This is a genomic window from Lysobacter sp. A421 (genome assembly GCF_054052145.1).
Genome location: NZ_JBSVRL010000003.1, coordinates 255,373 through 275,906, shown reverse-complemented (window position 1 = coordinate 275,906; position 20,534 = coordinate 255,373). Strand labels below are relative to the sequence as shown.

General features: G+C 64.8%; 20 protein-coding genes. 8 read left to right on the top strand and 12 right to left on the bottom strand.

Annotation, left to right across the window (positions count from 1 at the left end; genetic code table 11):
• Positions 1–63: 63 nt before the first annotated feature.
• Positions 64–1,350: an alkaline phosphatase family protein gene (locus ACW7G6_RS11080; RefSeq protein WP_456998257.1), complete on the bottom strand. Its 1,287-nt coding sequence runs from the start codon at positions 1,348–1,350 to the stop codon at positions 64–66.
• Between the two features lie 149 nt (positions 1,351–1,499).
• Between ACW7G6_RS11080 and ACW7G6_RS11075 the strand changes: the two genes are divergently transcribed.
• The 3 genes from ACW7G6_RS11075 (at position 1,500) to ACW7G6_RS11065 (ending at position 4,281) form a co-directional block, all read left to right on the top strand.
• Positions 1,500–1,871 carry a hypothetical protein gene (locus ACW7G6_RS11075; RefSeq protein ID WP_456978530.1) on the top strand — a complete coding sequence of 124 codons (372 nt, stop codon included), beginning with the start codon at positions 1,500–1,502 and terminating at the stop codon, positions 1,869–1,871.
• A 106-nt stretch (positions 1,872–1,977) separates the two neighbouring features.
• On the top strand, positions 1,978–3,669 hold the full coding sequence (gene hutU / locus ACW7G6_RS11070) for a urocanate hydratase (protein ID WP_456998256.1): 1,692 nt from the start codon (positions 1,978–1,980) through the stop codon (positions 3,667–3,669).
• A gap of 81 nt (positions 3,670–3,750) precedes the next feature.
• A complete protein-coding gene (locus ACW7G6_RS11065) occupies positions 3,751–4,281 on the top strand; it encodes a tetratricopeptide repeat protein (protein ID WP_456978532.1) in 531 nt (176 codons plus the stop codon).
• 66 nt (positions 4,282–4,347) lie between these two features.
• On the opposite strand, the gene ACW7G6_RS11060 is transcribed toward ACW7G6_RS11065, so the two are convergent.
• The 3 genes from ACW7G6_RS11060 to ACW7G6_RS11050 form a co-directional block, all read right to left on the bottom strand.
• On the bottom strand, positions 4,348–4,773 hold the full coding sequence (locus ACW7G6_RS11060; RefSeq protein ID WP_456978533.1) for a PepSY domain-containing protein: 426 nt from the start codon (positions 4,771–4,773) through the stop codon (positions 4,348–4,350).
• Between the two features lie 391 nt (positions 4,774–5,164).
• Positions 5,165–5,383, bottom strand: a complete 219-nt coding sequence (locus tag ACW7G6_RS11055; protein ID WP_456978534.1) for a DUF4287 domain-containing protein — start codon at positions 5,381–5,383, stop codon at positions 5,165–5,167.
• Positions 5,373–5,747, bottom strand: coding sequence for a DUF1428 domain-containing protein (locus ACW7G6_RS11050; RefSeq protein WP_456978535.1), 375 nt, complete (start codon positions 5,745–5,747; stop codon positions 5,373–5,375). The genes ACW7G6_RS11055 and ACW7G6_RS11050 overlap by 11 nt, the downstream gene beginning before the upstream one ends.
• Positions 5,748–5,948: 201 nt before the next feature.
• Between ACW7G6_RS11050 and ACW7G6_RS11045 the strand changes: the two genes are divergently transcribed.
• Complete coding sequence (locus ACW7G6_RS11045) at positions 5,949–6,656, top strand: glutathione binding-like protein (protein WP_456978536.1); 708 nt, start codon at positions 5,949–5,951, stop codon at positions 6,654–6,656.
• Positions 6,657–6,687: 31 nt separating this feature from the next.
• On the opposite strand, the gene ACW7G6_RS11040 is transcribed toward ACW7G6_RS11045, so the two are convergent.
• Genes ACW7G6_RS11040 through ACW7G6_RS11025 form a run of 4 tightly spaced genes read right to left on the bottom strand, consistent with a single transcriptional unit; the run spans position 6,688 to position 10,202 of the window.
• Positions 6,688–7,197 carry a DUF2894 domain-containing protein gene (locus tag ACW7G6_RS11040; RefSeq protein ID WP_456978537.1) on the bottom strand — a complete coding sequence of 170 codons (510 nt, stop codon included), beginning with the start codon at positions 7,195–7,197 and terminating at the stop codon, positions 6,688–6,690.
• Entirely contained in the window at positions 7,187–7,834 is a 648-nt protein-coding gene (locus tag ACW7G6_RS11035) for an OmpA family protein (protein ID WP_456978538.1), read from the bottom strand. Before ACW7G6_RS11035 ends, ACW7G6_RS11040 begins: the two co-directional genes overlap by 11 nt.
• Before the next feature lie 5 nt (positions 7,835–7,839).
• Positions 7,840–9,468 carry a DUF802 domain-containing protein gene (locus tag ACW7G6_RS11030; protein ID WP_456978539.1) on the bottom strand — a complete coding sequence of 543 codons (1,629 nt, stop codon included), beginning with the start codon at positions 9,466–9,468 and terminating at the stop codon, positions 7,840–7,842.
• 11 nt (positions 9,469–9,479) lie between these two features.
• On the bottom strand, positions 9,480–10,202 hold the full coding sequence (locus ACW7G6_RS11025; protein ID WP_456978540.1) for a DUF3348 domain-containing protein: 723 nt from the start codon (positions 10,200–10,202) through the stop codon (positions 9,480–9,482).
• A gap of 80 nt (positions 10,203–10,282) precedes the next feature.
• Here ACW7G6_RS11025 and ACW7G6_RS11020 point away from each other — a divergent pair, with 80 nt between their 5' ends.
• On the top strand, positions 10,283–11,362 hold the full coding sequence (locus tag ACW7G6_RS11020) for a DUF2268 domain-containing putative Zn-dependent protease (protein ID WP_456978541.1): 1,080 nt from the start codon (positions 10,283–10,285) through the stop codon (positions 11,360–11,362).
• Positions 11,363–11,374: 12 nt separating this feature from the next.
• On the opposite strand, the gene ACW7G6_RS11015 is transcribed toward ACW7G6_RS11020, so the two are convergent.
• The gene (locus ACW7G6_RS11015) at positions 11,375–11,941 is read right to left on the bottom strand and encodes a DUF1697 domain-containing protein (protein WP_456978542.1); all 567 of its coding nucleotides are present in this window, start codon (positions 11,939–11,941) and stop codon (positions 11,375–11,377) included.
• An 84-nt stretch (positions 11,942–12,025) separates the two neighbouring features.
• Here ACW7G6_RS11015 and ACW7G6_RS11010 point away from each other — a divergent pair, with 84 nt between their 5' ends.
• Positions 12,026–13,474, top strand: a complete 1,449-nt coding sequence (locus tag ACW7G6_RS11010; RefSeq protein WP_456978543.1) for a phytoene desaturase family protein — start codon at positions 12,026–12,028, stop codon at positions 13,472–13,474.
• Between the two features lie 73 nt (positions 13,475–13,547).
• Complete coding sequence (locus ACW7G6_RS11005) at positions 13,548–15,200, top strand: M28 family metallopeptidase (RefSeq protein ID WP_456978544.1); 1,653 nt, start codon at positions 13,548–13,550, stop codon at positions 15,198–15,200.
• A gap of 63 nt (positions 15,201–15,263) precedes the next feature.
• On the opposite strand, the gene ACW7G6_RS11000 is transcribed toward ACW7G6_RS11005, so the two are convergent.
• Positions 15,264–16,622, bottom strand: a complete 1,359-nt coding sequence (locus tag ACW7G6_RS11000) for a Gfo/Idh/MocA family protein (RefSeq protein WP_456998255.1) — start codon at positions 16,620–16,622, stop codon at positions 15,264–15,266.
• A 163-nt stretch (positions 16,623–16,785) separates the two neighbouring features.
• Between ACW7G6_RS11000 and ACW7G6_RS10995 the strand changes: the two genes are divergently transcribed.
• Positions 16,786–17,448 (top strand): HAD family hydrolase, encoded by a 663-nt coding sequence (locus ACW7G6_RS10995; protein WP_456998254.1) that lies wholly within the window; start codon positions 16,786–16,788, stop codon positions 17,446–17,448.
• Positions 17,449–17,769: 321 nt separating this feature from the next.
• Here ACW7G6_RS10995 and htpG read toward each other — a convergent pair whose 3' ends face one another.
• Both htpG and upp read right to left on the bottom strand, forming a co-directional pair.
• Positions 17,770–19,692 carry a molecular chaperone HtpG gene (gene htpG / locus ACW7G6_RS10990; RefSeq protein ID WP_456978547.1) on the bottom strand — a complete coding sequence of 641 codons (1,923 nt, stop codon included), beginning with the start codon at positions 19,690–19,692 and terminating at the stop codon, positions 17,770–17,772.
• Positions 19,693–19,814: 122 nt separating this feature from the next.
• Complete coding sequence (upp, locus tag ACW7G6_RS10985; RefSeq protein WP_456978548.1) at positions 19,815–20,450, bottom strand: uracil phosphoribosyltransferase; 636 nt, start codon at positions 20,448–20,450, stop codon at positions 19,815–19,817.
• Positions 20,451–20,534 lie beyond the last annotated feature (84 nt).

Below are 20,534 nucleotides of genomic sequence, written 5' to 3'. Positions count from 1 at the left end.
CGGCCGCAGACTCGCCGGATTCGGACATCAATGATGCCGCGACATCCGCCTCCCCGCATCGGTTTACTTCGGCGCCGGCGCGGCCACCTTCAACGTGCTCATCGCGTCGTCATCGCCGTCATTTGCCGCCGGCTCCAGCCCGACCAGCTTCATCAGCAGCGGGTACACGTCGACGTTGTCGAACGCGGGCACCTTGGCGTGTTCGCGGAATGCTGGGCCGTGGGCGATGAAGATCGCCCGCATCGATGGCAGTGCCGGGTCGAATCCGTGAGAGCCGCGGGTGTCCGTCTGCGGGCGGTTGGCGATCCATTCGCGTCGACGCGCATCCCACCCTTCGTCCATCTGGCACACGATCGCCGGTATCCGTGGGTGGGTGCCGTAGTGCCAGCGCGCCGGCAGCTCGGCCTTGCGCCAGCACTGGTAATGATCGTGCTCCTTCAACAACCGGGCCTCGGCCATCGCGGTGCGACCGGGCAATGGTGCGAAACCAACCGACTGGCCCGCAGACACCATCTTCGCGTCGTCCGGGTCCACCATGTCCTCGATCACCACGTGATGGTCCGGTGCCACCGCAGCCATGCCATGGTCGGATACCACCACAAGATTCACCTGCGACGCCAGCCCGCGCGCGGCCAGGCCGTCCAGTAATCGACCGATCGCCGCGTCGACATCGCTGATCGCTGCACGCACTTCCGGCGAGTCCGGCCCGTGCCCGTGGCCGGCGCTGTCCACGGCTTCGAAATACAGCGTGACAAAACGGGGCCGGCTGGATGCCGGCTTCGCCAGCCAGCCCAGCACCGTGTCAACGCGCACGTCCATCGCCAGGTCCCCGTCGAACGGCAACCATTGCGTCGCCTGGACGCCGGTGATGGCCGCCTCGCTACCGGGCCAGAACAACGTTGCCGCCGGCAGCCCGGCGTTCTCGGCCGCGACCCACACCGGCTCGCCGTCTTCCCACCAGCGTCCATCGCTGACCGCTTCCCGATTGCCGAGGCTGAAATCCCCCAGCGCGGCGTCGTGCATGGTGTTGTGGACAATGCCGTGATGATCCGGACGCAGGCCGGTGACGATGGAGTAATGGTTCGGGAAGGTCAGGCTGGGGTAGGACGGGGTCATCCATTCCGCCTGCACGCCTTCGCCTGCCAGCCGGGTCAGGTTCGGGGTGATGCCCAGCTCCAGGTAATCGGCGCGGAAGCCGTCGATCGAGACCAGTACGACCGTGGCTGGCGGAGCGATGGCCGGGTCATCGGGACGCGTGGCCTGCGAGCCGGGGAACGTGCCGCAAGCCACCAGTGACAGGGCAGAAAGAGTGAGCAGGACGGTCCGTGCCGTCGATTTGATCGAATGCATGAGTCAATCCTAGCGACGCGATGTTGCAACTCGAAGTGCCGAAAGGCTGAAAACCCCATGAATACGGGTCGTGCCATAACCGCATACACAACACGGCGGGCGTAGGGTAAAGGCTGATTCAGCCCCTCCAGCAACCTCGTGGTGACGTTATGAAAATCCTGGCCCTGAGTGTATTGATCGCCCTGCCGGTCTGCGTCGCACAGGCCGGCGAGCCAGTCCCTGCCAGCGCTCAAGCCGTGGCGGCGCAGGCCGAAGTGAGCGAGCGTGATGCCCGCCACAATTGCATGCGTTATACCGGCAGCCATATTGTCCAGAGCAGAACCGAGCGTGCGAAGCGCGTAGCGCGTGCCGATGACACAGATGCAGATCACGAGCAGATGGATCATAAGCGCGTCGCCTCGCTGGAGCCGGAGGATTGCGTGAATGCCAATGGCCGCGTCTATAGCCGCTCCGACCTGAGCCGCACCGGTGAGGTGGATCTTGCCGATGCACTGCGCAAGCTCGACCCCGCCATCCGCTGACCCCGGCACGCAGAAAAACGGACTTCGTTACTCGGCGCCAGCGCCCGGCCGCCTGTCGGGTGCGGTGCGATAATGGGACTTTCCGTCTTCGTACAGGAAGTTGCCGATGTCCACCCCCGCTGCTCACACGCGTGTCGACCCCAGCCGTGTCATCCGTGCCCCGCGTGGCAATCAGCTCAACTGCAAGTCGTGGCTGACCGAAGCGCCGTACCGGATGCTGCAGAACAACCTGGACGCGGAGGTCGCCGAGAACCCGACCGAACTGGTGGTATACGGCGGCATCGGCCGCGCCGCGCGCGACTGGGAGTCGTACGACGCGATTCTGGAATCGCTGCGGAACCTCGAAGACGACGAGACCCTGCTGGTGCAATCCGGCAAGCCGGTCGGCATCTTCCGCACCCACGCCGACGCCCCGCGCGTGCTGATCGCCAACTCCAACCTGGTGCCGCATTGGGCCACCTGGGAGCACTTCAACGAGCTCGATAAGAAGGGCCTGATGATGTACGGCCAGATGACCGCTGGCAGCTGGATCTACATCGGCAGCCAGGGCATCGTCCAAGGCACCTACGAGACCTTCGTCGAGATGGGTCGCCAACATTACGGCGGCGATCTCACCGGTCGCTGGATCCTGACCGCCGGCCTGGGCGGCATGGGCGGCGCGCAGCCGCTGGCGGCCAGCCTGGCCGGCGCCTGCAGCCTCAACATCGAGTGCCAGCAGAGCCGCATCGACATGCGATTGAAGACCCGTTACGTCGACGAGCAGGCGAGCGACCTGGATGACGCGCTGGCCCGCATCGCCAAGTACACCGCCGCCGGCGAAGCCAAGTCGATTGCGTTGCTGGGCAACGCCGCGGAGATCCTGCCGCAGCTGATTGAGCGCGGCGTGCGTCCCGACGCCGTCACCGACCAGACCAGCGCCCACGACCCCGTGCACGGCTATCTGCCGATTGGCTGGAGCCTGGAGCAGTGGCTCACCGGGCAGAAGCAGCACCCCGAGAAAGTCCGCGATGCCGCCAAGCAATCGATGCGCGTGCACGTCGAGGCGATGCTCGCGTTCGAGAAGATGGGTATCCCCACCTTCGACTACGGCAACAACATCCGCCAGATGGCGTTCGACGAAGGCTGCAGCAACGCCTTCGACTTCCCCGGTTTCGTCCCCGCCTACGTGCGCCCGCTGTTCTGCAAGGGCATCGGCCCGTTCCGCTGGGTGGCCCTGTCCGGCGACCCCGAAGACATCTACAAGACCGACGCCAAGGTCAAGGAATTGATCCCCGACGACGCCCACCTGCACAACTGGCTGGACATGGCCCGCGACCGGATCGAGTTCCAGGGCTTGCCCGCGCGCATTTGCTGGGTGGGTCTTGGCCAGCGCGACAAGCTCGGCCTGGCGTTCAACGAAATGGTGCGCAACGGTGAGCTGAAAGCGCCGGTCGTGATTGGCCGAGACCACCTCGACAGCGGCTCCGTCGCCAGCCCCAACCGCGAGACCGAGTCGATGATGGACGGCAGCGACGCCGTGTCTGACTGGCCACTGCTCAACGCCATGCTCAACGTCGCCGGCGGCGCGACCTGGGTCAGCCTGCACCACGGCGGTGGCGTCGGCATGGGCTACAGCCAGCACAGCGGCATCGTCATCGTCTGCGACGGCACCGAGGCCGCCGACAAGCGCATCGCGCGCGTGTTGTGGAACGACCCGGCCACCGGCGTGATGCGGCATGCGGATGCGGGGTATGAGATCGCGAAGGTGTGTGCGAAAGAGCAGGGGTTGAAGCTGCCGATGCTCGGCCGGGACGATTAAGCCGCAACCCGCTCCGGTACGATCATGCCGTTGCACTCATTGCGCCCACGGGGCGCTGTCATCACATCAGGGGGAAGGGGAATGAAGAAGTGGATCGTAGCGGCCTCGGTGGCCGTGGTTTTTGTCATGGGCATGGGCGTGGGTTACGGCGCGAAACGCGAGCCAGCGCCGGCGGACTACCACGACAAGGATGCACGTGAAGCGGCGCATACGCTGCTCGACATCGCCCTCGCGCAGGCAGGCGAGAACGGCAGCTGGGAGCGCATCGGGGTGGGCCGGGTTTATTACCTCGGCGGGTTCAAGGCAGAAGGGCAGGCGATCTTCGACGCGCTGCTGACTGGCAAGCACGAGGACAGCGACGTGTTCCGTATCGCCCGCGTCTACCAGGAAGCAGGCGAGTGGGAGAAAGCACGGCCGCTGTTCGACCGCTACCTGCTCGACAACCCGAAGGACGAGAAGGACCTGGCCGAAGTCGGCACCTACTACCTGCTCGAGGGTGACCGCGCGACGGCGGAGCAGTTGTTCGACCGCTCGTACGCGATCGAGCGCAAAGAGCTGTGGGCCACGCTCGATATCGCCGGCGCCTACCTGGGGGTTGCACCTCAACACTGATCGGGCGACCCGGGGCTGTCGACTTCCGACAGCCCCGCCGTCACCTCCTGGGGTTTCCCACGTGCGTCAATCCTTCGCGGTGCCGATGACCTCGCCGGTGGCCGGATCGATCTTGAGTTCGACATCCATACCCTGCGGATCGTCGGCCTCGGCATTCCAGATGCCGTCTTCGTAGTCGACGTCATGCACGTTGACGTAGCCGGCCGCCGCGAGCTGCGCGCGCACGTCGGCTTCGCTCATTTGCGCGACCTGGGTGTCAGGGTAGATTTTGCCGGTCGCGGGGTCGATCCGCACCTCCGTCCGGTTGCCGTCGGCGCTGCGCGCATCGGCCTTCCATACGCCATCTTCGAACTCCACGTCATTGACCTTGGTGTAACCCTCGGCCGTGAGCTGCGCGCGTACGTCCTGCTCGGTCAGCGCGTCCTGTGCGATCGCAGCGGTGGATGCGCAGGCGGCGGCCAGCGCCAAGGTCAGAACAGTGAGCTTTTTCATACATCCTCCGGGCTAGTGGAATCACCGGTTGAGCATTCACGCGCGCGGATCAATCCGAGGTGAAGGTCCTGGGCAGTCGATGCGCCCGATTCATCTTCAAGCCGGGGTCTACGTACCGGTCATGCTTGACTGCGTAACGTAGTACGGAGGCCAACCGGACGCACTTCGAGGTCGGGCACAAAGTACGCCAGACCATCGATGAGCTGGGCGGCACCATGCCGGAACAGCTGCCGGCGCCCGACAGCAGCATCGGGCAACTGGCATCAGCGAAGAAGAAGCAGCTGAAGAAGCCATAGATCATCCGCCCACCGTCGGATGGCATCGGATTGGTCCTCGGGGCCGGGGTGGCGCTAAAAATGGCTGGCGATGCCGGTGTTCCGGGTATCGCTGCTCAGGCTTGTTGGCCGTGGGCACGATGATAGGCAACAAGCGCATTGGCGTGCCCATGGCCCATCTCGTGCTCCGACTTGAGAAGGGCGACCATTTCGCCGTGCTTCTTGCCTTTCATCGCATCCACCACCGCCAGCCAGTGACTGATGGGTTTGCCATAGTTCTTCTCTATGGACGGAAAGTAGGACGCGGGGCCTTTTACCTTTTGATCATCTGGCATTTTCGGATCCACCCAGCTCTACAACGGGTTGGAACCCGCCATAGATCATCCGCGCGCCGTCGAACGGCATCGGGTTGGTCTCTGGATCCATCCGCGGGTCTTTCATCATCTTCTCCATGCCAGCGTCGCGGGTCGGTTTGTCGGGCCATTCGATCCAGGAGAAGACGATCGTCTCGTCTTCCTTGCCCTGCACCGCGCGCTGGAAGTCGGTCTGCTTGCCGGCCGGGACGTCGTCGCCCCAGCACTCGACCACGCGGGTGGCGCCGTATTCCATGAACACCGAATCGCCGGTTTTGGCGTGGTCGATGAATTTCTGCTTGTTCGCGGTCGGAACCGCGATGACGAAGCCGTCGATGTAGGACATGTCGTGTCTCCTTCTTTGCGGGGGGTGTCGTGAAACGACGAACGACGGGGCGGGAAATCGACACCCGTCAGTACCGGCAGGCCACTTTGCCGGATCGTCATGCCGACGCAGACATGGCGACCGTCCGTTCCATCCGGGGCTGTGCCAATCCCGACCGATCGTCCTAAGCTGGGCCATTCCATACATTGACCAGGAGCCGCCGTGCCCGACCTGTCCGCCTTCCCGATCACCCGCCGTTGGCCGGCGCAACATCCCGAGCGCATCCAGCTTTACTCGCTCAATACGCCCAACGGGGTGAAGGCCTCGATCATGCTCGAGGAGACCGGGCTGCCGTACGAGCCGCATCTGGTCGACATCATGCAGGACGAGAGCCACACGCCCGGGTTCCTGTCGCTCAATCCCAACGGCAAGATCCCCGCGATCATCGATCCGGACGGGCCGGGCGGGCAGCCGCTGGGATTGTTCGAGTCCGGTGCGATCCTGCTGTACCTGGCCGACAAGACCGGCCGCTTCATCCCGGCCGATCCGGCGCAGCGTTGGGAAACCATCCAGTGGGTGTTCTTCCAGATGGCGTCGATCGGGCCGATGTTCGGCCAGCTCGGGTTCTTCAACAAGTTCGGCGGCAAGGACATCGAGGATCCGCGTCCGAAGCAGCGCTACGTCGACGAGTCCAAACGCCTGCTGGGCGTGCTCGATGCGCGGCTCGACGGCCGTACGTGGCTGATGGGTGACGACTACACCATCGCCGACATCGCCACCCTGGGCTGGGTGAACAACCTGATCACGTTCTACGAGGCGCGCGAGCTGGTCGGCTATGACGGCTTTGCCCATGTCGATGCCTGGTTGCAGCGTGGACTGGCGCGCCCGGCCGTCCAGCGTGGGCTTGCGATCCCGTCGCGCGGGGAATAAAGCCGGTCTGAGCGGCGATGCCGGACCGTCCCTAGGTGCGCCGGGGTTTCGTGCGTTTGCGCGGGCGCGTCTTGCCGCTGCGGGCGGGGGTGGGTGGTTCCAGCACGCCATCCTCCTGCAGCTGCTCCATCCATGACAGCGCATCGACGTAGCCGATGAAGTGCTGCAGATAGCCCGGTGAGGCGTCGTGCATCAGGCGCATCGCGCGGTGTAGCAGGGCGCTGGAATGCAGTGGGCCGGCATCCTCGGGGACCGCAGCCAGGGATCGGCGCAGTTGGCTGTCGGTGCGGACGCGATTCCACAGTTGCTGGAACTCGGCCAATGCCGGTAGCGCTGCGTGGGTCGGCGGTGCCGGGGCTGCCGCGTGGTCCGGGTGGGGAAGCGGTTCGGCGGGTCCGCGAGTCGCGTCGATATGGTCGAGCAATGCGCGCAGCGGGCTGGGTGCCGGGACGTCGGCGCTTTCTCCCGGGCCCGCGTGGTCGGCACCCTGCTCGCGCCGGGCGTTGAGCTGCGGGCGGACGTCGGTCGCCTTATCCGGCATCGGGCGCGGAGCTCGTGTTGGACCGGGGAATCGGGGCGATTTCCACGCGGCGGTTCCTCGCCCGCCCGGCTTCGTCGGCGTTGGAGCTGACCGGTTGCTCGGCCCCGAATGCGGCGGCGAACACCGAGGAGGCCGGTACGCCATCGGCGATCAGGCTGCGGGTGACGGTCATGGCACGCGCGGCGGACAGTTCCAGGTTGTCGGCGAAGCGGCGGTTGCTGCCCAGCACCGGCCGGTCATCGGTGAAGCCGCTCACCATCAGGATCTCATCGCGCGATTGCAGGTAGTCCGACAGCGGCGCGGCAATACTCCGCAGGATGTCGCGGCCTTTGGGCTGGAGCTGGTCGGAGTTGAGCGCGAACAGCACGCTGCCGCTGATCCCGATGCGGCCGTTGATGACGGTGACACGACCGGTAGCCAACGGTGCGGCAAGGGCCTGCTCCAGGGTCTTTAGCCGTTGCGCTTCGGCCTGGCGTTGCCTGACCGCTTCGTCCAGCTGGTTGGACAGCTGCAGCTGCACGCCGATGACGCCGGCCAGGATCAGCACGAAGGCACCCAGCAGCACCGCCATCAGGTCGCCAAACGCGGCCCAGGTGGTCGAGGTGGATTCGTCATCCAGTTCGATCTCGTCGCTCATCCGGTTTACGCCTCGGCTGCTGTGCGCGAGGTGGCGAGGTGTTGCAGCTCGCCGATGATCTGCTTCTGCGACAGCAGGCTCAGGTCGACCACCTCCCGCGCCTGGGCGACGTAGTAGGCCAGTTGCTCGTCGCTGCGGCTCATCGACTTGTCGAGTGCGGTCTCGATGTGCTGCAGGCGCTCGGCCAGGGCGTCGGTCGACGTGCCGAACACCTGCACTGCTGCGCCGAAGGCATCGCCGAGGCTGGCCACTTCGACCGCCCCGGCGCTGACATGCGCCGCCGCGGTGGACTGCTCGGTGGAGGCGTGGTTGACGGCATTCAGCAGCGTTTCAAGCGAGCCCAGCAGACGGGTGCGCTCTTCGACCATGACGCCGAACGCGTCGGTCCATTGCGCCAGCCGGTGCTGGTCGCGCGACTCCATCTGCGTTTGCAGCTGTGCATGTGCCTGCTGCAGGACGTGGACGAGCGCGCCGGCACGATCATCGAAGTTTGTCGCGGCAGTGGCGAGCGCCTGCTCGTTGCGAGCCGCAAGCTGTTCATTGAGGGTTTGCTGGCGTGCCAGCGTGCCGCCCAGATCTGCGACGAGGGTGTTGTTGGCTTGCCGCTGCTCGGCCACGGCGGCGGTCCAGTGCTCGGCGACGGCGCTGGTCACTGTCTCGATGCCGGTCGACAGCCCGTCCAGTTGCTGCTGTACCGCTTGGCTGACCTGGGTGTGCAGCGATGCGGTTTCGCGCGCGAGGCCGGCCATCGTGGTCGTCACCACCGGTTGCAGCGCGGCAACGACGGCTTGGGCGTTGTCGCTGACGCCGGTCTTCAGGGTCTGCTCCAGCGAGGCGGCCAGGCGCTCATGGGACGCCTCGGCGCGGGCGTGGAATTCCTGTTGCTGGGTGGCCAGCCGTTCGCTGGCGGTGAGGTTGTGCTGCTCAAGGCTGGTCATCATCGACTGCAGCCGGTCGACCAGCGTCGGCATCAAGGCGGTCTGTTGTTGCAGCAGTTGGAAAGCTTCGTCACGCCGCCAGGCTTGTGAGTGCGGGCGCAGGGTGGTCGCGACTTCCACGTCGAGCTGCTGCACCGCTTGCAGCCGTTCGCGCCGGCACAACGCGGACAGCAGGCCGAGCATGGCCGAGCTGGCCACGCCGGCGATCGAGGTGCCGAACGCAAAGGCCAGGCCCTTTACCGGTGCGCCGAGGGAGCCACGGATCGCCGCCAGATCGCTCGCGCTTTCCAGCGCCAGGCCAGTGCCGCGCAGGGTCGCCATCATGCCCATCAGCGTGCCAAGCATGCCCAGCAGCACCAGCAGGCCGACCAGATACGGTGTCAACGCCGGGCCCGGCAGCGGCACGCGCTCACCTTCAATCCGCAACCGCACCGCATTGCGCAGGCTCGGGTGGAGACGGCCGAGCCAGTCGCCAAGGTCGGAGACGGCGCTGCCGGCGTCTGCCACCGCGCGTGTCAGCGTGGCGCTGGCGTGGCGGTAGCGATGCAACTCCAGCGCGCCGGCGAGGTAGCAGGCGCCGATCATCATCGTGACGCCGACCCCGAGCAGGTTGGAGCCGACATAACCCGCGCCGATCCAGCCCACAGCGAGCAGACCAAGCAGGAACACGACAAACAGAAGGGCATTTTTGGGCATTGGGGTTCCAGCTATCGGGTGCGAAGCGCTGCAAGCAGGCCTTCAACAGGGTGAAAACGCAGTTCCAGTTCGGCCAGCAGCAGGCCCTGCATGTCCTTGTGGAACCTCTCCAGCCAGGCGCCGGGCTGGACGGCACTGCTGACCGCGGAGGCTTCCGGGTCGGCCAACGGGCTCTGGCCGGCCGCGTGCAGGCGGAAAAAGTGTTGTCCCAGCAGGGCCGGCACGGTGGCCAGCAAGGTGTTCTCGCGTGGGCTCAAGGTCTGCTCCATGACCGCATCGACTTCCGCGAGCCGGGCCAGATCGACCGTCTCGTGCGTGAGCCGGTCGCGCAGCTGGCCGCGCAGGCGACCGGTCGCCGCCTGCATCGTCCGCTGCATGTCGAGATAACGGCCGCCAACGGCGGTGTAATCCACCAACGCATCGTCCACGCCGGAACCGGATGCGCCCGTGTCGACCGCAGCCGATGCCTGGTCAATGGCCTTCACCAGCGCGGTGCGAACGCGCGTGCATTCGCTTGCCTCGCTGCCGTCAAAATCCGGCACCTCGGTAGCGGCGGCGGGAACCCGGCCATCCAGTGCCCGGGACAGGCCAACCGCGCGGTTCCAGTCGATCCATTGACTCAATCGATCCGACAACGTGTGCCTGGACGGCTGGATGTCGGCATCGGTGAGACGGACCAACAGGCGGATGAATGCCGGGCCGGGAACGGGCGTCCGTGGCGGTGCCTTGGCCATGTTTTGCTGCGGCATATTCGCTGCGGCATGACCGCTTCGGAAAACGGGTAATTTTACATGCTTCCAGCACGGAGCCAGGAATGAACAGGTTCTCCGGTACCGGCGGGTTTCACGTGGCAGGCAACGGTGCCGGTATCCTGCTCGGCTCGATCATGACTCAGGAGGATTTGATGGGCCAGCCAGCAATCGTGTCTCCGGTGAGCACACCGCGGCACAGGGTGAAGTCAGGTGTGTTGGCGGTGCTGCTGGCGGCGGGATTGCCGCTGCCTGCGCTTTCGGGGGAGGCTGGATCGGGCGATAGCCCGGCCGAGGTGCACAGCGACGACGTCACCCGCTTTTTCCAGACATTCGATGCAGCCCACGGCAAGCCCGATGCCGAGGCGTTGCGACGCGGGTACCTGGACGTGGGCAGCGACGCGTTGCGCGACTTCAATGACATCCGGATCGGGTCGATGGAGCGATTGGCCCAGGCCATTGTCGACAAGCCGGCGCTGTTCGACAAAGCCCGCACCTGCGCGACGCGCTTGCCGGAGATAAGCAGTCGGGTGGTCGGCGCTTTGGCAGAGCTGGGGACGGTATTGCCGTCGGCAAGTTTCCCACCGGTTACCGTCTTGGTTGGTCGTGGCACCACCGGCGGCGTCACCACGCCGGCGGGAGTGGTCATCGGGCTGGAGACGTTGTGCAATGCCGATTGGATGCAGACCGATATCGGCGACCGGTTCGTGCATCTGATCGCGCATGAGTATGTGCACGTGCAGCAACACGGCGCCGCGGTTGAGGTTGCCGAGCCCACGCTGCTGTATCAGGTGCTGCTGGAGGGTGGGGCGGAATATGTTGGCGAGTTGATCTCCGGGCAGGTGGCCAATGCCCACCTGCAGAGCTGGGCGCGTGATCGCGAATGCACGCTTGGGCGCGAGTTCCTCGCCGACAAGGACGGTGTCGAGATGTCGCGCTGGCTCTATAACGGTCCTGGCGACGACAACCGGCGGGGCGACCTGGGGTACTGGATCGGCCATCGGATCGCCCGCGCGTACGTCACTGCTGCAGATGACCGGAAGCAGGCCATCGTCGAGCTGCTCGATGTACGTCCGGAGACCGCCGCTGCGTTGTTCGAAGCGAGCGGTTGGCAGCCTGAGTGCGACTCTGCGGTAGCCGGGTGACCGGCGCCGGGTTCACTTCTTGAACCGTTCACTGGAACCGTTCACTGGCCCCGCCCATGGCGCGCCCAGGGACGATCCCGCTATCCCAACTAGCTTGCCTATGGTGTTCATGTTTCGCGCCGTACCGGTTTTCGCGGCAGGAATCTTCAGCTTCGAATCTGCCATGCCGTCACCGTAGTGCACGTAGATCTCGCGCTTGCCGAGCGCGAGATCGTCGCTGTTGCGTCCGCTGACCTGGTCCAGCGAATCGGCGGGCGGTGCCTTGTCGAGGAAGATCGCCACCGTGCGGTTGGGTGCGGCGTTGGGGAATGGGTTGGCGGCCAACACCGCCGCCATCTCGGCGCCGGTGCGCAATGCCACGCCGATTGGTTTTCCGGCATGGCGCTGCAGGCTCGCCTCCAGCGTTTTCTTCGCCTGCGAGGCCGTTGATGCGGTGTCAAACACCACATTGCCGCTGGCGATGTAGGTGCGTACGTTCTCGAACCCGGCGTCCTCGCACAGGGTGCGCAGTTCGGTCATCGGCAGCTTGCCGGTGCCGCCGACGTTGACGGCGCGCAGGAGGGCGACGTAGGTATTCACGCACGCAGCATAACTGCCCTTCACGCTATCGTGGCTTGGGCCGCTATTCTCGTTCCACGGCGGGATAACCATCAGGAATGGCCCATGAGCGCAACAAGACCCATTGGCATCGTCGGCGGCGGCGTGGCCGGGCTTGCGACAGGCATTGCATTGCTGCGCCGGGGCCTGCCGGTGACGATCTACGAAGCTGCCGATCGCCCGGGCGGGTGCTGCACGACCACCGAACTCAGCGGCTACACGTTCAACGACGGCGCGATATACGTGGCGGTGCCCGAGATACTCGATCATGGCTTCCAGCGGCTCGGCCTGGATCGTAAGGCGCTGCTGCCACTGCGCCAGATCACCGCGATGCAGACCACGACGGTGCCGGACGGTACGACGGTGTCCTTCGCGCATGGGTTGGAGTTGCGAATCGATGGGACCGGTGGGCCCGAACGCACGGCCGCCGGGGCGCGCGAACTGGAAGCGCTGGTCGCGCGCTGGGAGCCGATGCTGCGGCTGATCGCCGACGAGTTGGTGGTGCAACCGTTCTCCCTGGTGCGATTGCTGCGCAAGGGTTGGCGCGAGCTGCCGAAGCTGCGCGGCACCGTGGGTTCGCAACTGGAGAAGATGGTCGATGATCCCGCTCTGCGAGCCGCACTCGGCGGCATCTCGCTGTACACCGGGCTGCCGCCCGCGCAGACGCCGGCGATGCAGATGATCGGACTGGTCGGGATGCTGACCGATCGGTTCTGGTTGCCCGAGGGCGGCATGGGCAGGATTCCCGACGTGCTCGCCGATACCTTCGTGGGCCTCGGTGGCCAGTTGCGCGTCGGGGCGCGTGTCGAGCGCATCGTGGTGAAAGACGGGCGCGTGCGCGGCATCGACGTGGTGGGACAGGGTCGCTTCGAGCACGATGCCGTGGTGTCGACCACCAGTGGCATGACGACGGCGACCACGCTGCTCGATCCCGATTGCGTACCCAACGGCATGCGGCGCAAGACCGAAAACGCGCCGTTGTCGCAGCGGGCCTTGTCGTTGCAACTTGGCCTGACGAACGTCATCAACGTGCCCAGCCACTTCATGTATCGGCTGCCTTGGCTGCAGGATCAGCAGCAGGCGTTGGTACCAGTAACGGGTGTGCCGCAATGGCTGAGTTACACCGTGCCCACGGTCACCATGCCCGAGCTCGCGCCGCCCGGCGGCAGCATCATCGAGCTGTATCCGACCATCGACCAGACGCTGCCGGTCGCGGAGTGGAACGACGAACGCGCCGCTTCGATCGCCGATGCCGCGATCGAGGCGCTGTCGCGCTTGCATCCCATCGACATTGCGGTGAAGCGCGTGCGCAGTCCGGCTGATTTCCGCCATCGCATGCATCTGTACGAAGGTGCGATCTACGGACTGTCGCCCGGGGCTGATGCGGGTGCGCAGTTTCCGCATCGCACCGCAATTGCGGGGCTGTTCCAGGCAGGTCAAACCACCTGGCCCGGCTTCGGCGTGGCGACGTCATTGATGAGCGGCGTGCTTGCAGCCGAAGCGCTTGCCGGATGATGGGCTCAGGGATAAACCCAAAGCAACCAGTGCTAGCATCAGCCGGTCAACCGCCTCCGCACAGGTAGCTACCTTGAAACGATTGCTCCTTTCCGCGCTTGTCCTGCCCGCGTGCTCGTTCGCATTTGCCGCGGACCTGCCGACATTCAATCCGCAACAACTGTCGGATGAAGTGAAAGCTTTCTCTTCCGACGCGTTCGAGGGTCGGGGACCCGCGACTCCGGCGGAAGCCAGGACCGTCGACTACATCGTCAACGGGATGAAAGCGGCCGGCCTTGAGCCCGGCGGCGACCTGAAGGACGGCGCACGCGCGTGGACCCAGGCGGTGCCGCTGGCACGCAGCAATATCGTTGGCGTACCAACGCTGACGCTGACCGTGGACGGCAAAGCGCGTGCACTGACCCAGGGCGAGGAAATCGCGATCCGCGCACCGATGGATGGCTCCATCTCCGTTGACGTCAAGGACGCGCCGCTGGTGTTTGTCGGCTATGGCGTCAGCGCGCCGGAGCGCGACTGGGACGATTACAAGGGCCTGGATCTGCACGGCAAGATTGCGGTGGTGCTGGTCAACGACCCGGACTTCGAGACCGGCGAGGGCGACTTTGGTGGCCCGGCGATGACCTACTACGGCCGCTGGACCTACAAGTATGAAGAGGCCGCGCGGCGCGGTGCCGTCGGCATGCTGGTGGTGCATGAGACGGCGCCGGCGTCCTACGGCTGGGACACGGTCAAGAACTCCAATACCAACACCATGTTCGATATCGTGCGCGACCAGCCGGCGGAAGCGCATGTCCAACTGGAAGGCTGGATTCAGCACGACCTCGCGGTCGAGATGTTCGATCAGGCGGGGCTGGACTTCGCCGAGCTGAAAAAACAGGCGCAGACGCGCGCGTTCCAGCCGGTGGCGCTGGAGGGCGAAAGCCTGTCGGCCAACTTCAAGGTCGACTCCGAAGTCATCACCTCGCAGAACGTGGTCGGCCGCCTCGAGGGCAGCAAATACCCCGGCCAAACCGTGATGTACAGCGCGCACTGGGACCACCTGGGCGTCGGTGAGCCCGATGCCACCGGTGACCGCATCTACAACGGCGCGGTGGACAACGCTACCGGCGTGGTCGCCTTGATTGCATTGGCGCGCGCTTTTACCGAAGCACCGCAGCCTGAGCGTTCGGTCGTGTTCCTGGCCGTGACCGCCGAGGAAAAAGGCCTGCTGGGGTCAGAGTATTACGCCGCCAACCCGCTCTATCCATTGGCCACTACCGCAGGTGTGTTGAATACCGATGCGCTGAGCCCGCACGGCCCGTCACGCAACTTCACCATCTCGGGCAACGCCAAGCTGGGTTTGCTGGATGCCATGGTCAAAGACGCCAAGGCGTTTGACATGGTCTATACGCCCGATCCCAAGCCCGAGGCCGGTTACTTCTTCCGCTCCGATCACTTCTCGTTTGCCAAGCGTGGTGTGCCGGCGGTGTCGTTCGGCGCGGGCAACGACCTGATCGACGGCGGCGTAGAGGCAGGCAAGGCATTCGAAGACCAATACACGAGCCAGCACTATCACCAGCCATCCGACGAATGGCAGGCCGACTGGCCCTTCACCGGCATGGCGCGCGACCTGCAGTTGTTGTACGTGGTGGGCAGCGACCTGGCCAACTCGCAACAATGGCCGGACTGGAGCAAGGATTCCGAGTTTCGCGGCGTCCGTGACGAGACGGCCACGCAGCGGAAATAAAATCCGTGTCAGCCCTTTCCCGATTGCCGCGCGCGGGTTGGCGTGGCAATCGGGGGAGTGAAGTCAGTAACCGGTATCCAGCGCGAAGATCGGTTTGCGGTTCTTCCACCGGCCCTCGGTGAAGTCCGGGAAGTCGAGGGTCTCGAAGTTCCCGGCAATCGATTGCTCCGACAATGGGGTGATCGCGCTCCAGGTGACGGCGTCGTAGATGTCGATCGGCATCGCGTCGCCGGCTTTCAAAGCCTCCACGAAGCCGTTGAGTACGAACCAGTCCATCCCGCCGTGTCCCGCGCCAGCCGCGGTCTCGGCATATTTCTTCCACAGTGGATGGTCGTACTTGCGGAACCATTCCTGGGCGTCGTCCCATTTGTGTGGTGGGCTTTTGCCCTCGATGTGGACGCCGTTGTTGACGTCCATCCACAATCCTTCGGTGCCCTGCACCCGGAAGCCGAGCGAGTAGGGACGCGGTAGCGAGACGTCCAGTTGCAACACGATGGTCTCGCCGTTCTCGCAGGCGATCTGGGTGGTGACCACGTCGCCACGGGCGAACTCGAGTGTTACGTTGGGATGGTTTGGGCCGGCCTTGTCGACGATGTAGTCGTGCAGGCCACGGGCCTTGCTGGCGAACGAGTTGATCCGGGTAAACCGGTTGCCACGATTGATATTGGCAAAGTGCGCGCACGGCCCGATGCCATGGCTGGGATACAGGTCGCCGTTGCGGTCGATCGAATGCTGCGTCCGCCAACGCGCCTCCGACCAGCCCTTGTCGCCGTACTCCACGCCACTGTCGTACGGCTCGTCGGGGTTGCCGGAGTTGAAACCCACCCCGCGCAGGTCGTGCTGGTAGCCGCCCTGCAGATGGACGATCTCGCCGAACACGCCCTGGCGAGCCATGTTGAGCGCCGCCATCACATCGCGGCGGTAGCAGACGTTCTCCAGCAGCATGTAGGGCGTGCCGGTTTTCTGCTGGGTGCGCAGCACGTCCCAGTGCTCCTGCAGGGTGATGCCGGCGACCACCTCGCAGCCGACTGGTATTTTTGCCTGCATCGCGTCGATCGCCATGGGCGCGTGCCACTCCCAGGGTGTGGCGATGATCACACCGTCCAGGTCATCCATCTCCAGCAGCCCGCGGTAGGCATGCACATCGCCGTCGGCGCCAAAGGTCTTCGGCTTCGGCTTGCCCGCCTTCTCGATTGCCGCAACGGCGCGGCCCAGCATGATCGGCTCGATATCACACAACGCCACCAGATCGACATCATTGCGTCCCAGCAACGAACCCATCAGGCTCTGGCCGCGCAAGCCGGTACCGATCATGCCCAGCCGCAGTTTTCTGCGCGGCCGGGCAAAGGCGGGCGTCCAGACCCCGGCAGCAGCCAGGGTGCCGCCGGCGATGCCGGTAATCAGGAATTCGCGACGTTTCATGCTTTGGGTACCGTTTTTTGGTGCGGTCGACAATATAGCTTGTCGACACCCTCGTGAAATTGGCCTCCATCCGTAAAGCCGGAGCTGCTGCCACGCCTGGATGGCGAGCAGACACCATGTTTACGGGTACCCGGGCAGGGTGGTGGAAACACAGGTGAGCCCCATGCTGAAGTCCGAACCTCCCAGCGATGTCGTATTTCTGCTGGACGTCGACAATACCCTGCTCGATAACGACGGCTTCAAGGCCGATCTTGACGCACGCTTGGTGCGTGACTTCGGGGCCGACGACGCCGCTCGCTACTGGTCGCTTTACGACAGCGTCCGCGAGGATCTTGGCTATGCCGATTACCTCGCGACCTTGCAGGCCTTCCGTGAGGGTCTGGACGCGGATCCGGACCTGCTGCAGATGTCGGACTTCCTGCTTGAGTACCCGTTTGCGCAGCGCCTTTACCCCGAAGCGCTGGAGGTGGTCAGGCATCTGCACACGCTCGGCACGCCGGTGGTGCTGTCCGATGGCGACGTGGTGTTCCAGCCGCGCAAGGTCCAGCGTTCGGGCCTGTGGGACGCCTTGGACGGTCGGGTGCTGATCTACCTGCACAAACAGCACATGCTCGATGCGGTGCAACGCCGGTTTCCGGCGCGCCATTACGTGATGGTCGATGACAAGCCGCGACTGCTGGCCGAGATGAAGCAGGTCATGGGTGCGCGCCTGACCACGGTGTTTGTCCGCCAGGGCCATTACGCCGATGAAGCGATCGGAAAGACCTTCGTGCCGCCACCCGATATCGTGATTGATCGGATCGGCGAGCTTGTCGGCGCCCCATGAAAAACCCGCCGGAGGCCGGCGGGTTTGGAGGTCGCTGGATCCCCGCTTTCGCGGGGATGACGGGGGTCATCTCGGGGATGGACGTGGGTCATCTCGGGGATGACGGGGTCATTTCGGGGGTGACGGGTCATTTCGGGGGTGACGGGTCATTTCGGGGGTGACGGGTCATTTCGGGGGTGACGGGTCATTTCGGGGGTGACGGGTCATTTCGGGGATGACGGGTCATTTCGGGGATGACGGGTCATCTCGGGGATGACGGGGCCATTTCGGGGGTGACGGGTCATCTCGGGGATGACGGTGGGTCGTTTCTCGGGATGTTGGTCAGCCCAGCAACACCCGGTTCATCCGTTGCACGAATGCGGCAGGATCAGGCAGCGGGGCGCCGGCGGCGATCTCGGCCTGCTCCAGCAGCAGCGTAGCCAGGTCCTGCGCCTTGGCATCGTCGGTTTCCGCCTCGACCCGCTTGAGCAGCTCGTGCTGCGGATTGATCTCCAGCGTCGGCTTGCTTTCGGGCAGTTCCTGGCCGGCTTCGCGCATCAGCCGGGCGAAATGCGGGGCCATGTCGTAGTCGGCCAACGCCAGGCAGGAAGGCGAGTCGGTGAGACGGGCGGACACGCGCACGTCGCTGACGCGGTCGCCCAGCAGGGTCTTGAGCCTGGCCACCAGCGGTTCGGCGGATTTGACGGCCGCGTCCTGCCTGGCCTTGTCATCCTCGTCCAGCGGCAACTCGCCCTTGGCGACGTTCTGCAACTTCTTGCCGTCGTACTCGTGCAGCGAGCCGAGCATCCACTCGTCGATGCGGTCGGACATCAACAGCACTTCGACGCCCTTGGCCTTGAATGCTTCCAGCTGCGGGCTGCCGAATGCGGCAGCATGGCTCTCCGCGGTGATGTACCAGATGGTGTCCTGGTTGGCGGTCGGGTTGTCGGCCATGCGGGCGATGTAATCATCCAGCGAGACCGTCTGTTGGTTGCCCTCGGCCTTGGTGGAAGCGAAACGCAGCAGCTTGGCGATGCGCTCGCGGTTGCCGACGTCCTCGCCGATGCCTTCCTTGAGCGTGTTGCCAAAGGCCTTGTAGAAAGTGGTGAACTTATCGGGCTCGTTGCGCGCCAGCGATTCGATCAGGTCCAGCACACGCTTCACGCAGTTGGCCTTGATGCGCTCCAGCTGGCGGTTGTGCTGCAGCAACTCGCGGCTGACGTTGAGCGGCAGGTCGTCGGCATCGATCACCCCGCGCACGAAACGCAGGTAATTGGGCAGCAGCTCCTCGGCGGCGTCCATCACGAACACGCGCTTGATGTAGAGCTTCAGCCCCTTGCGCTCGTCGCGCCCGCCCATCATCAGGTCGAACGGAGGCTGCGACGGCAGGTACAGCAAGGTGGTGAAGCTTTGGTTGCCTTCGACGCGGTTGTGCGACCACGCCAACGCATCATTGAAGTCGTGGCCGAGCGACTTGTAGAAGCCCTGGTATTCCTCGTCGGAGATTTCCGACTTGGGCTTGGTCCACAGCGCGGAGGCGGCGTTTACGGTTTCCCATTCGTCGGCTGCCGTGGCGTCCTCGTTCTTGTCGTCGTCGCTTTCGTCCTGGTCGGCAACTTCCCTGGGCATCCGGATCGGGAAGGCGACGTGGTCGGAATAGCGGTTGATCAGCGAGCGCAGCTTCCAGTCGGCGAGGAACTCGTCCTCATCGGCCTTCAGGTGCAGGATTACCGTGGTGCCACGCTCGGCCAGTTCGACCGGTTCCAGGGTGTATTCACCTTTGCCGTCGCTCTCCCACTTCACTCCTTCGCTTGCCGGCGCGTCGGCGCGACGGGTCAGCACGCTGACCTTGTCGGCGACCACGAAGGCCGAATAGAAGCCCACGCCAAACTGACCGATCAAACGGGCGTCGGCCTTCTGCTCGTTCCCCATCGCGGCCAGGAAGCGGCGCGTGCCGGAGCTGGCAATAGTGCCGATGTTGGCCACGACTTCATCGCGGCTCATGCCGATGCCGTTGTCGCGGATGGTGATGGTGCGGGCGTCCTTGTCACAGCTGACGTCGATATGCAGTTCGCCATCGCCGGCGGTCATCTCCGGGTGGGCGATCGCCTCGAACCGCAGCTTGTCGCAGGCATCGGAGGCGTTGGAGATCAACTCGCGCAGGAAAATTTCCTTGTGCGAATACAGCGAGTGCGTGACCAGGTGCAGGACCTGGGCGACTTCGGCTTCAAATTGGCGGGTTTCTGTTTCAGTGCTTGCGTTCATGCGTATGAGTCCGATCCTGCGAATAGGTGTGGAGTCCAGGCATCGGAAATGGGTGTTGCCGGTGGGATTTCAACCTGGGCAAACCGACCACGTTTGTCGGGAGTACCGTTTGGCGACGGTTCTCAGTCCGCGCGGGTGCCGAAGATCTTGTCGCCTGCATCGCCCAGCCCCGGCAGGATATAGCCGCGCTCGTTGAGGCGATCGTCGATCGAGGCGGTGTAGATTTCCAGGTCCGGATGTGCCGTCTCGACCGCGCGCAGGCCTTCGGGCGCGGCGACCAGGAACAGGCCCTTGATCCGCGTTGCGCCGGCGGCCTTGAGCATGTCGACGGTGGCGATCAGCGTGCCGCCGGTTGCCAGCATCGGGTCGAGGATCAGCGCAGTGCGATCGGACATGTTGCCGACCAGCTTCTCGTAATAGGTGACCGCGCCGAGCGTCTGCTCGTCGCGCTGCAGGCCGACCACGCTGACCTTGGCGGCGGGGATCATCTCCAGCACGCCGGGCAGCATGCCGATGCCGGCGCGCAGGATCGGCACCAGGGTGATCTTGCGGCCCTTGATCCGGCGTACCCGGATCGGGACTCCGGCCCATCCTTCCACTTCGACCGATTCGGTTTCCAGGTCGGCCGTCGCTTCGTAGGTCAGCAGGGTAGCGACCTCGGACGACAGCTCGCGGAACGACTTGGTGCTGTTGTCGGCGCGACGCAGCAGTCCGAGTTTATGTTGCACCAGCGGATGATGGACTTCGACAATTTTCATTGGCCCAAGTGTGCCATGGCCTTGGTCACTTTCGTCCCGGGTGAAAATCGCTATAGGCTGGTTCGTTGCCAATCGGCGGCCGTC

What these genes read in the sequence shown, in the direction of transcription:
- ACW7G6_RS11080 (WP_456998257.1), bottom strand. Translation starts at nt 1,350, where the DNA reads ATGCATTCGATCAAATCGACGGCACGGACCGTCCTGCTCACTCTTTCT.
- ACW7G6_RS11075 (WP_456978530.1), top strand. Translation starts at nt 1,500, where the DNA reads ATGAAAATCCTGGCCCTGAGTGTATTGATCGCCCTGCCGGTCTGCGTC.
- hutU (WP_456998256.1), top strand. Translation starts at nt 1,978, where the DNA reads ATGTCCACCCCCGCTGCTCACACGCGTGTCGACCCCAGCCGTGTCATC.
- ACW7G6_RS11065 (WP_456978532.1), top strand. Translation starts at nt 3,751, where the DNA reads ATGAAGAAGTGGATCGTAGCGGCCTCGGTGGCCGTGGTTTTTGTCATG.
- ACW7G6_RS11060 (WP_456978533.1), bottom strand. Translation starts at nt 4,773, where the DNA reads ATGAAAAAGCTCACTGTTCTGACCTTGGCGCTGGCCGCCGCCTGCGCA.
- ACW7G6_RS11055 (WP_456978534.1), bottom strand. Translation starts at nt 5,383, where the DNA reads ATGCCAGATGATCAAAAGGTAAAAGGCCCCGCGTCCTACTTTCCGTCC.
- ACW7G6_RS11050 (WP_456978535.1), bottom strand. Translation starts at nt 5,747, where the DNA reads ATGTCCTACATCGACGGCTTCGTCATCGCGGTTCCGACCGCGAACAAG.
- ACW7G6_RS11040 (WP_456978537.1), bottom strand. Translation starts at nt 7,197, where the DNA reads ATGCCGGATAAGGCGACCGACGTCCGCCCGCAGCTCAACGCCCGGCGC.
- ACW7G6_RS11035 (WP_456978538.1), bottom strand. Translation starts at nt 7,834, where the DNA reads ATGAGCGACGAGATCGAACTGGATGACGAATCCACCTCGACCACCTGG.
- ACW7G6_RS11030 (WP_456978539.1), bottom strand. Translation starts at nt 9,468, where the DNA reads ATGCCCAAAAATGCCCTTCTGTTTGTCGTGTTCCTGCTTGGTCTGCTC.
- ACW7G6_RS11025 (WP_456978540.1), bottom strand. Translation starts at nt 10,202, where the DNA reads ATGGCCAAGGCACCGCCACGGACGCCCGTTCCCGGCCCGGCATTCATC.
- ACW7G6_RS11020 (WP_456978541.1), top strand. Translation starts at nt 10,283, where the DNA reads ATGAACAGGTTCTCCGGTACCGGCGGGTTTCACGTGGCAGGCAACGGT.
- ACW7G6_RS11010 (WP_456978543.1), top strand. Translation starts at nt 12,026, where the DNA reads ATGAGCGCAACAAGACCCATTGGCATCGTCGGCGGCGGCGTGGCCGGG.
- ACW7G6_RS11000 (WP_456998255.1), bottom strand. Translation starts at nt 16,622, where the DNA reads ATGAAACGTCGCGAATTCCTGATTACCGGCATCGCCGGCGGCACCCTG.
- ACW7G6_RS10995 (WP_456998254.1), top strand. Translation starts at nt 16,786, where the DNA reads ATGCTGAAGTCCGAACCTCCCAGCGATGTCGTATTTCTGCTGGACGTC.
- htpG (WP_456978547.1), bottom strand. Translation starts at nt 19,692, where the DNA reads ATGAACGCAAGCACTGAAACAGAAACCCGCCAATTTGAAGCCGAAGTC.
- upp (WP_456978548.1), bottom strand. Translation starts at nt 20,450, where the DNA reads ATGAAAATTGTCGAAGTCCATCATCCGCTGGTGCAACATAAACTCGGA.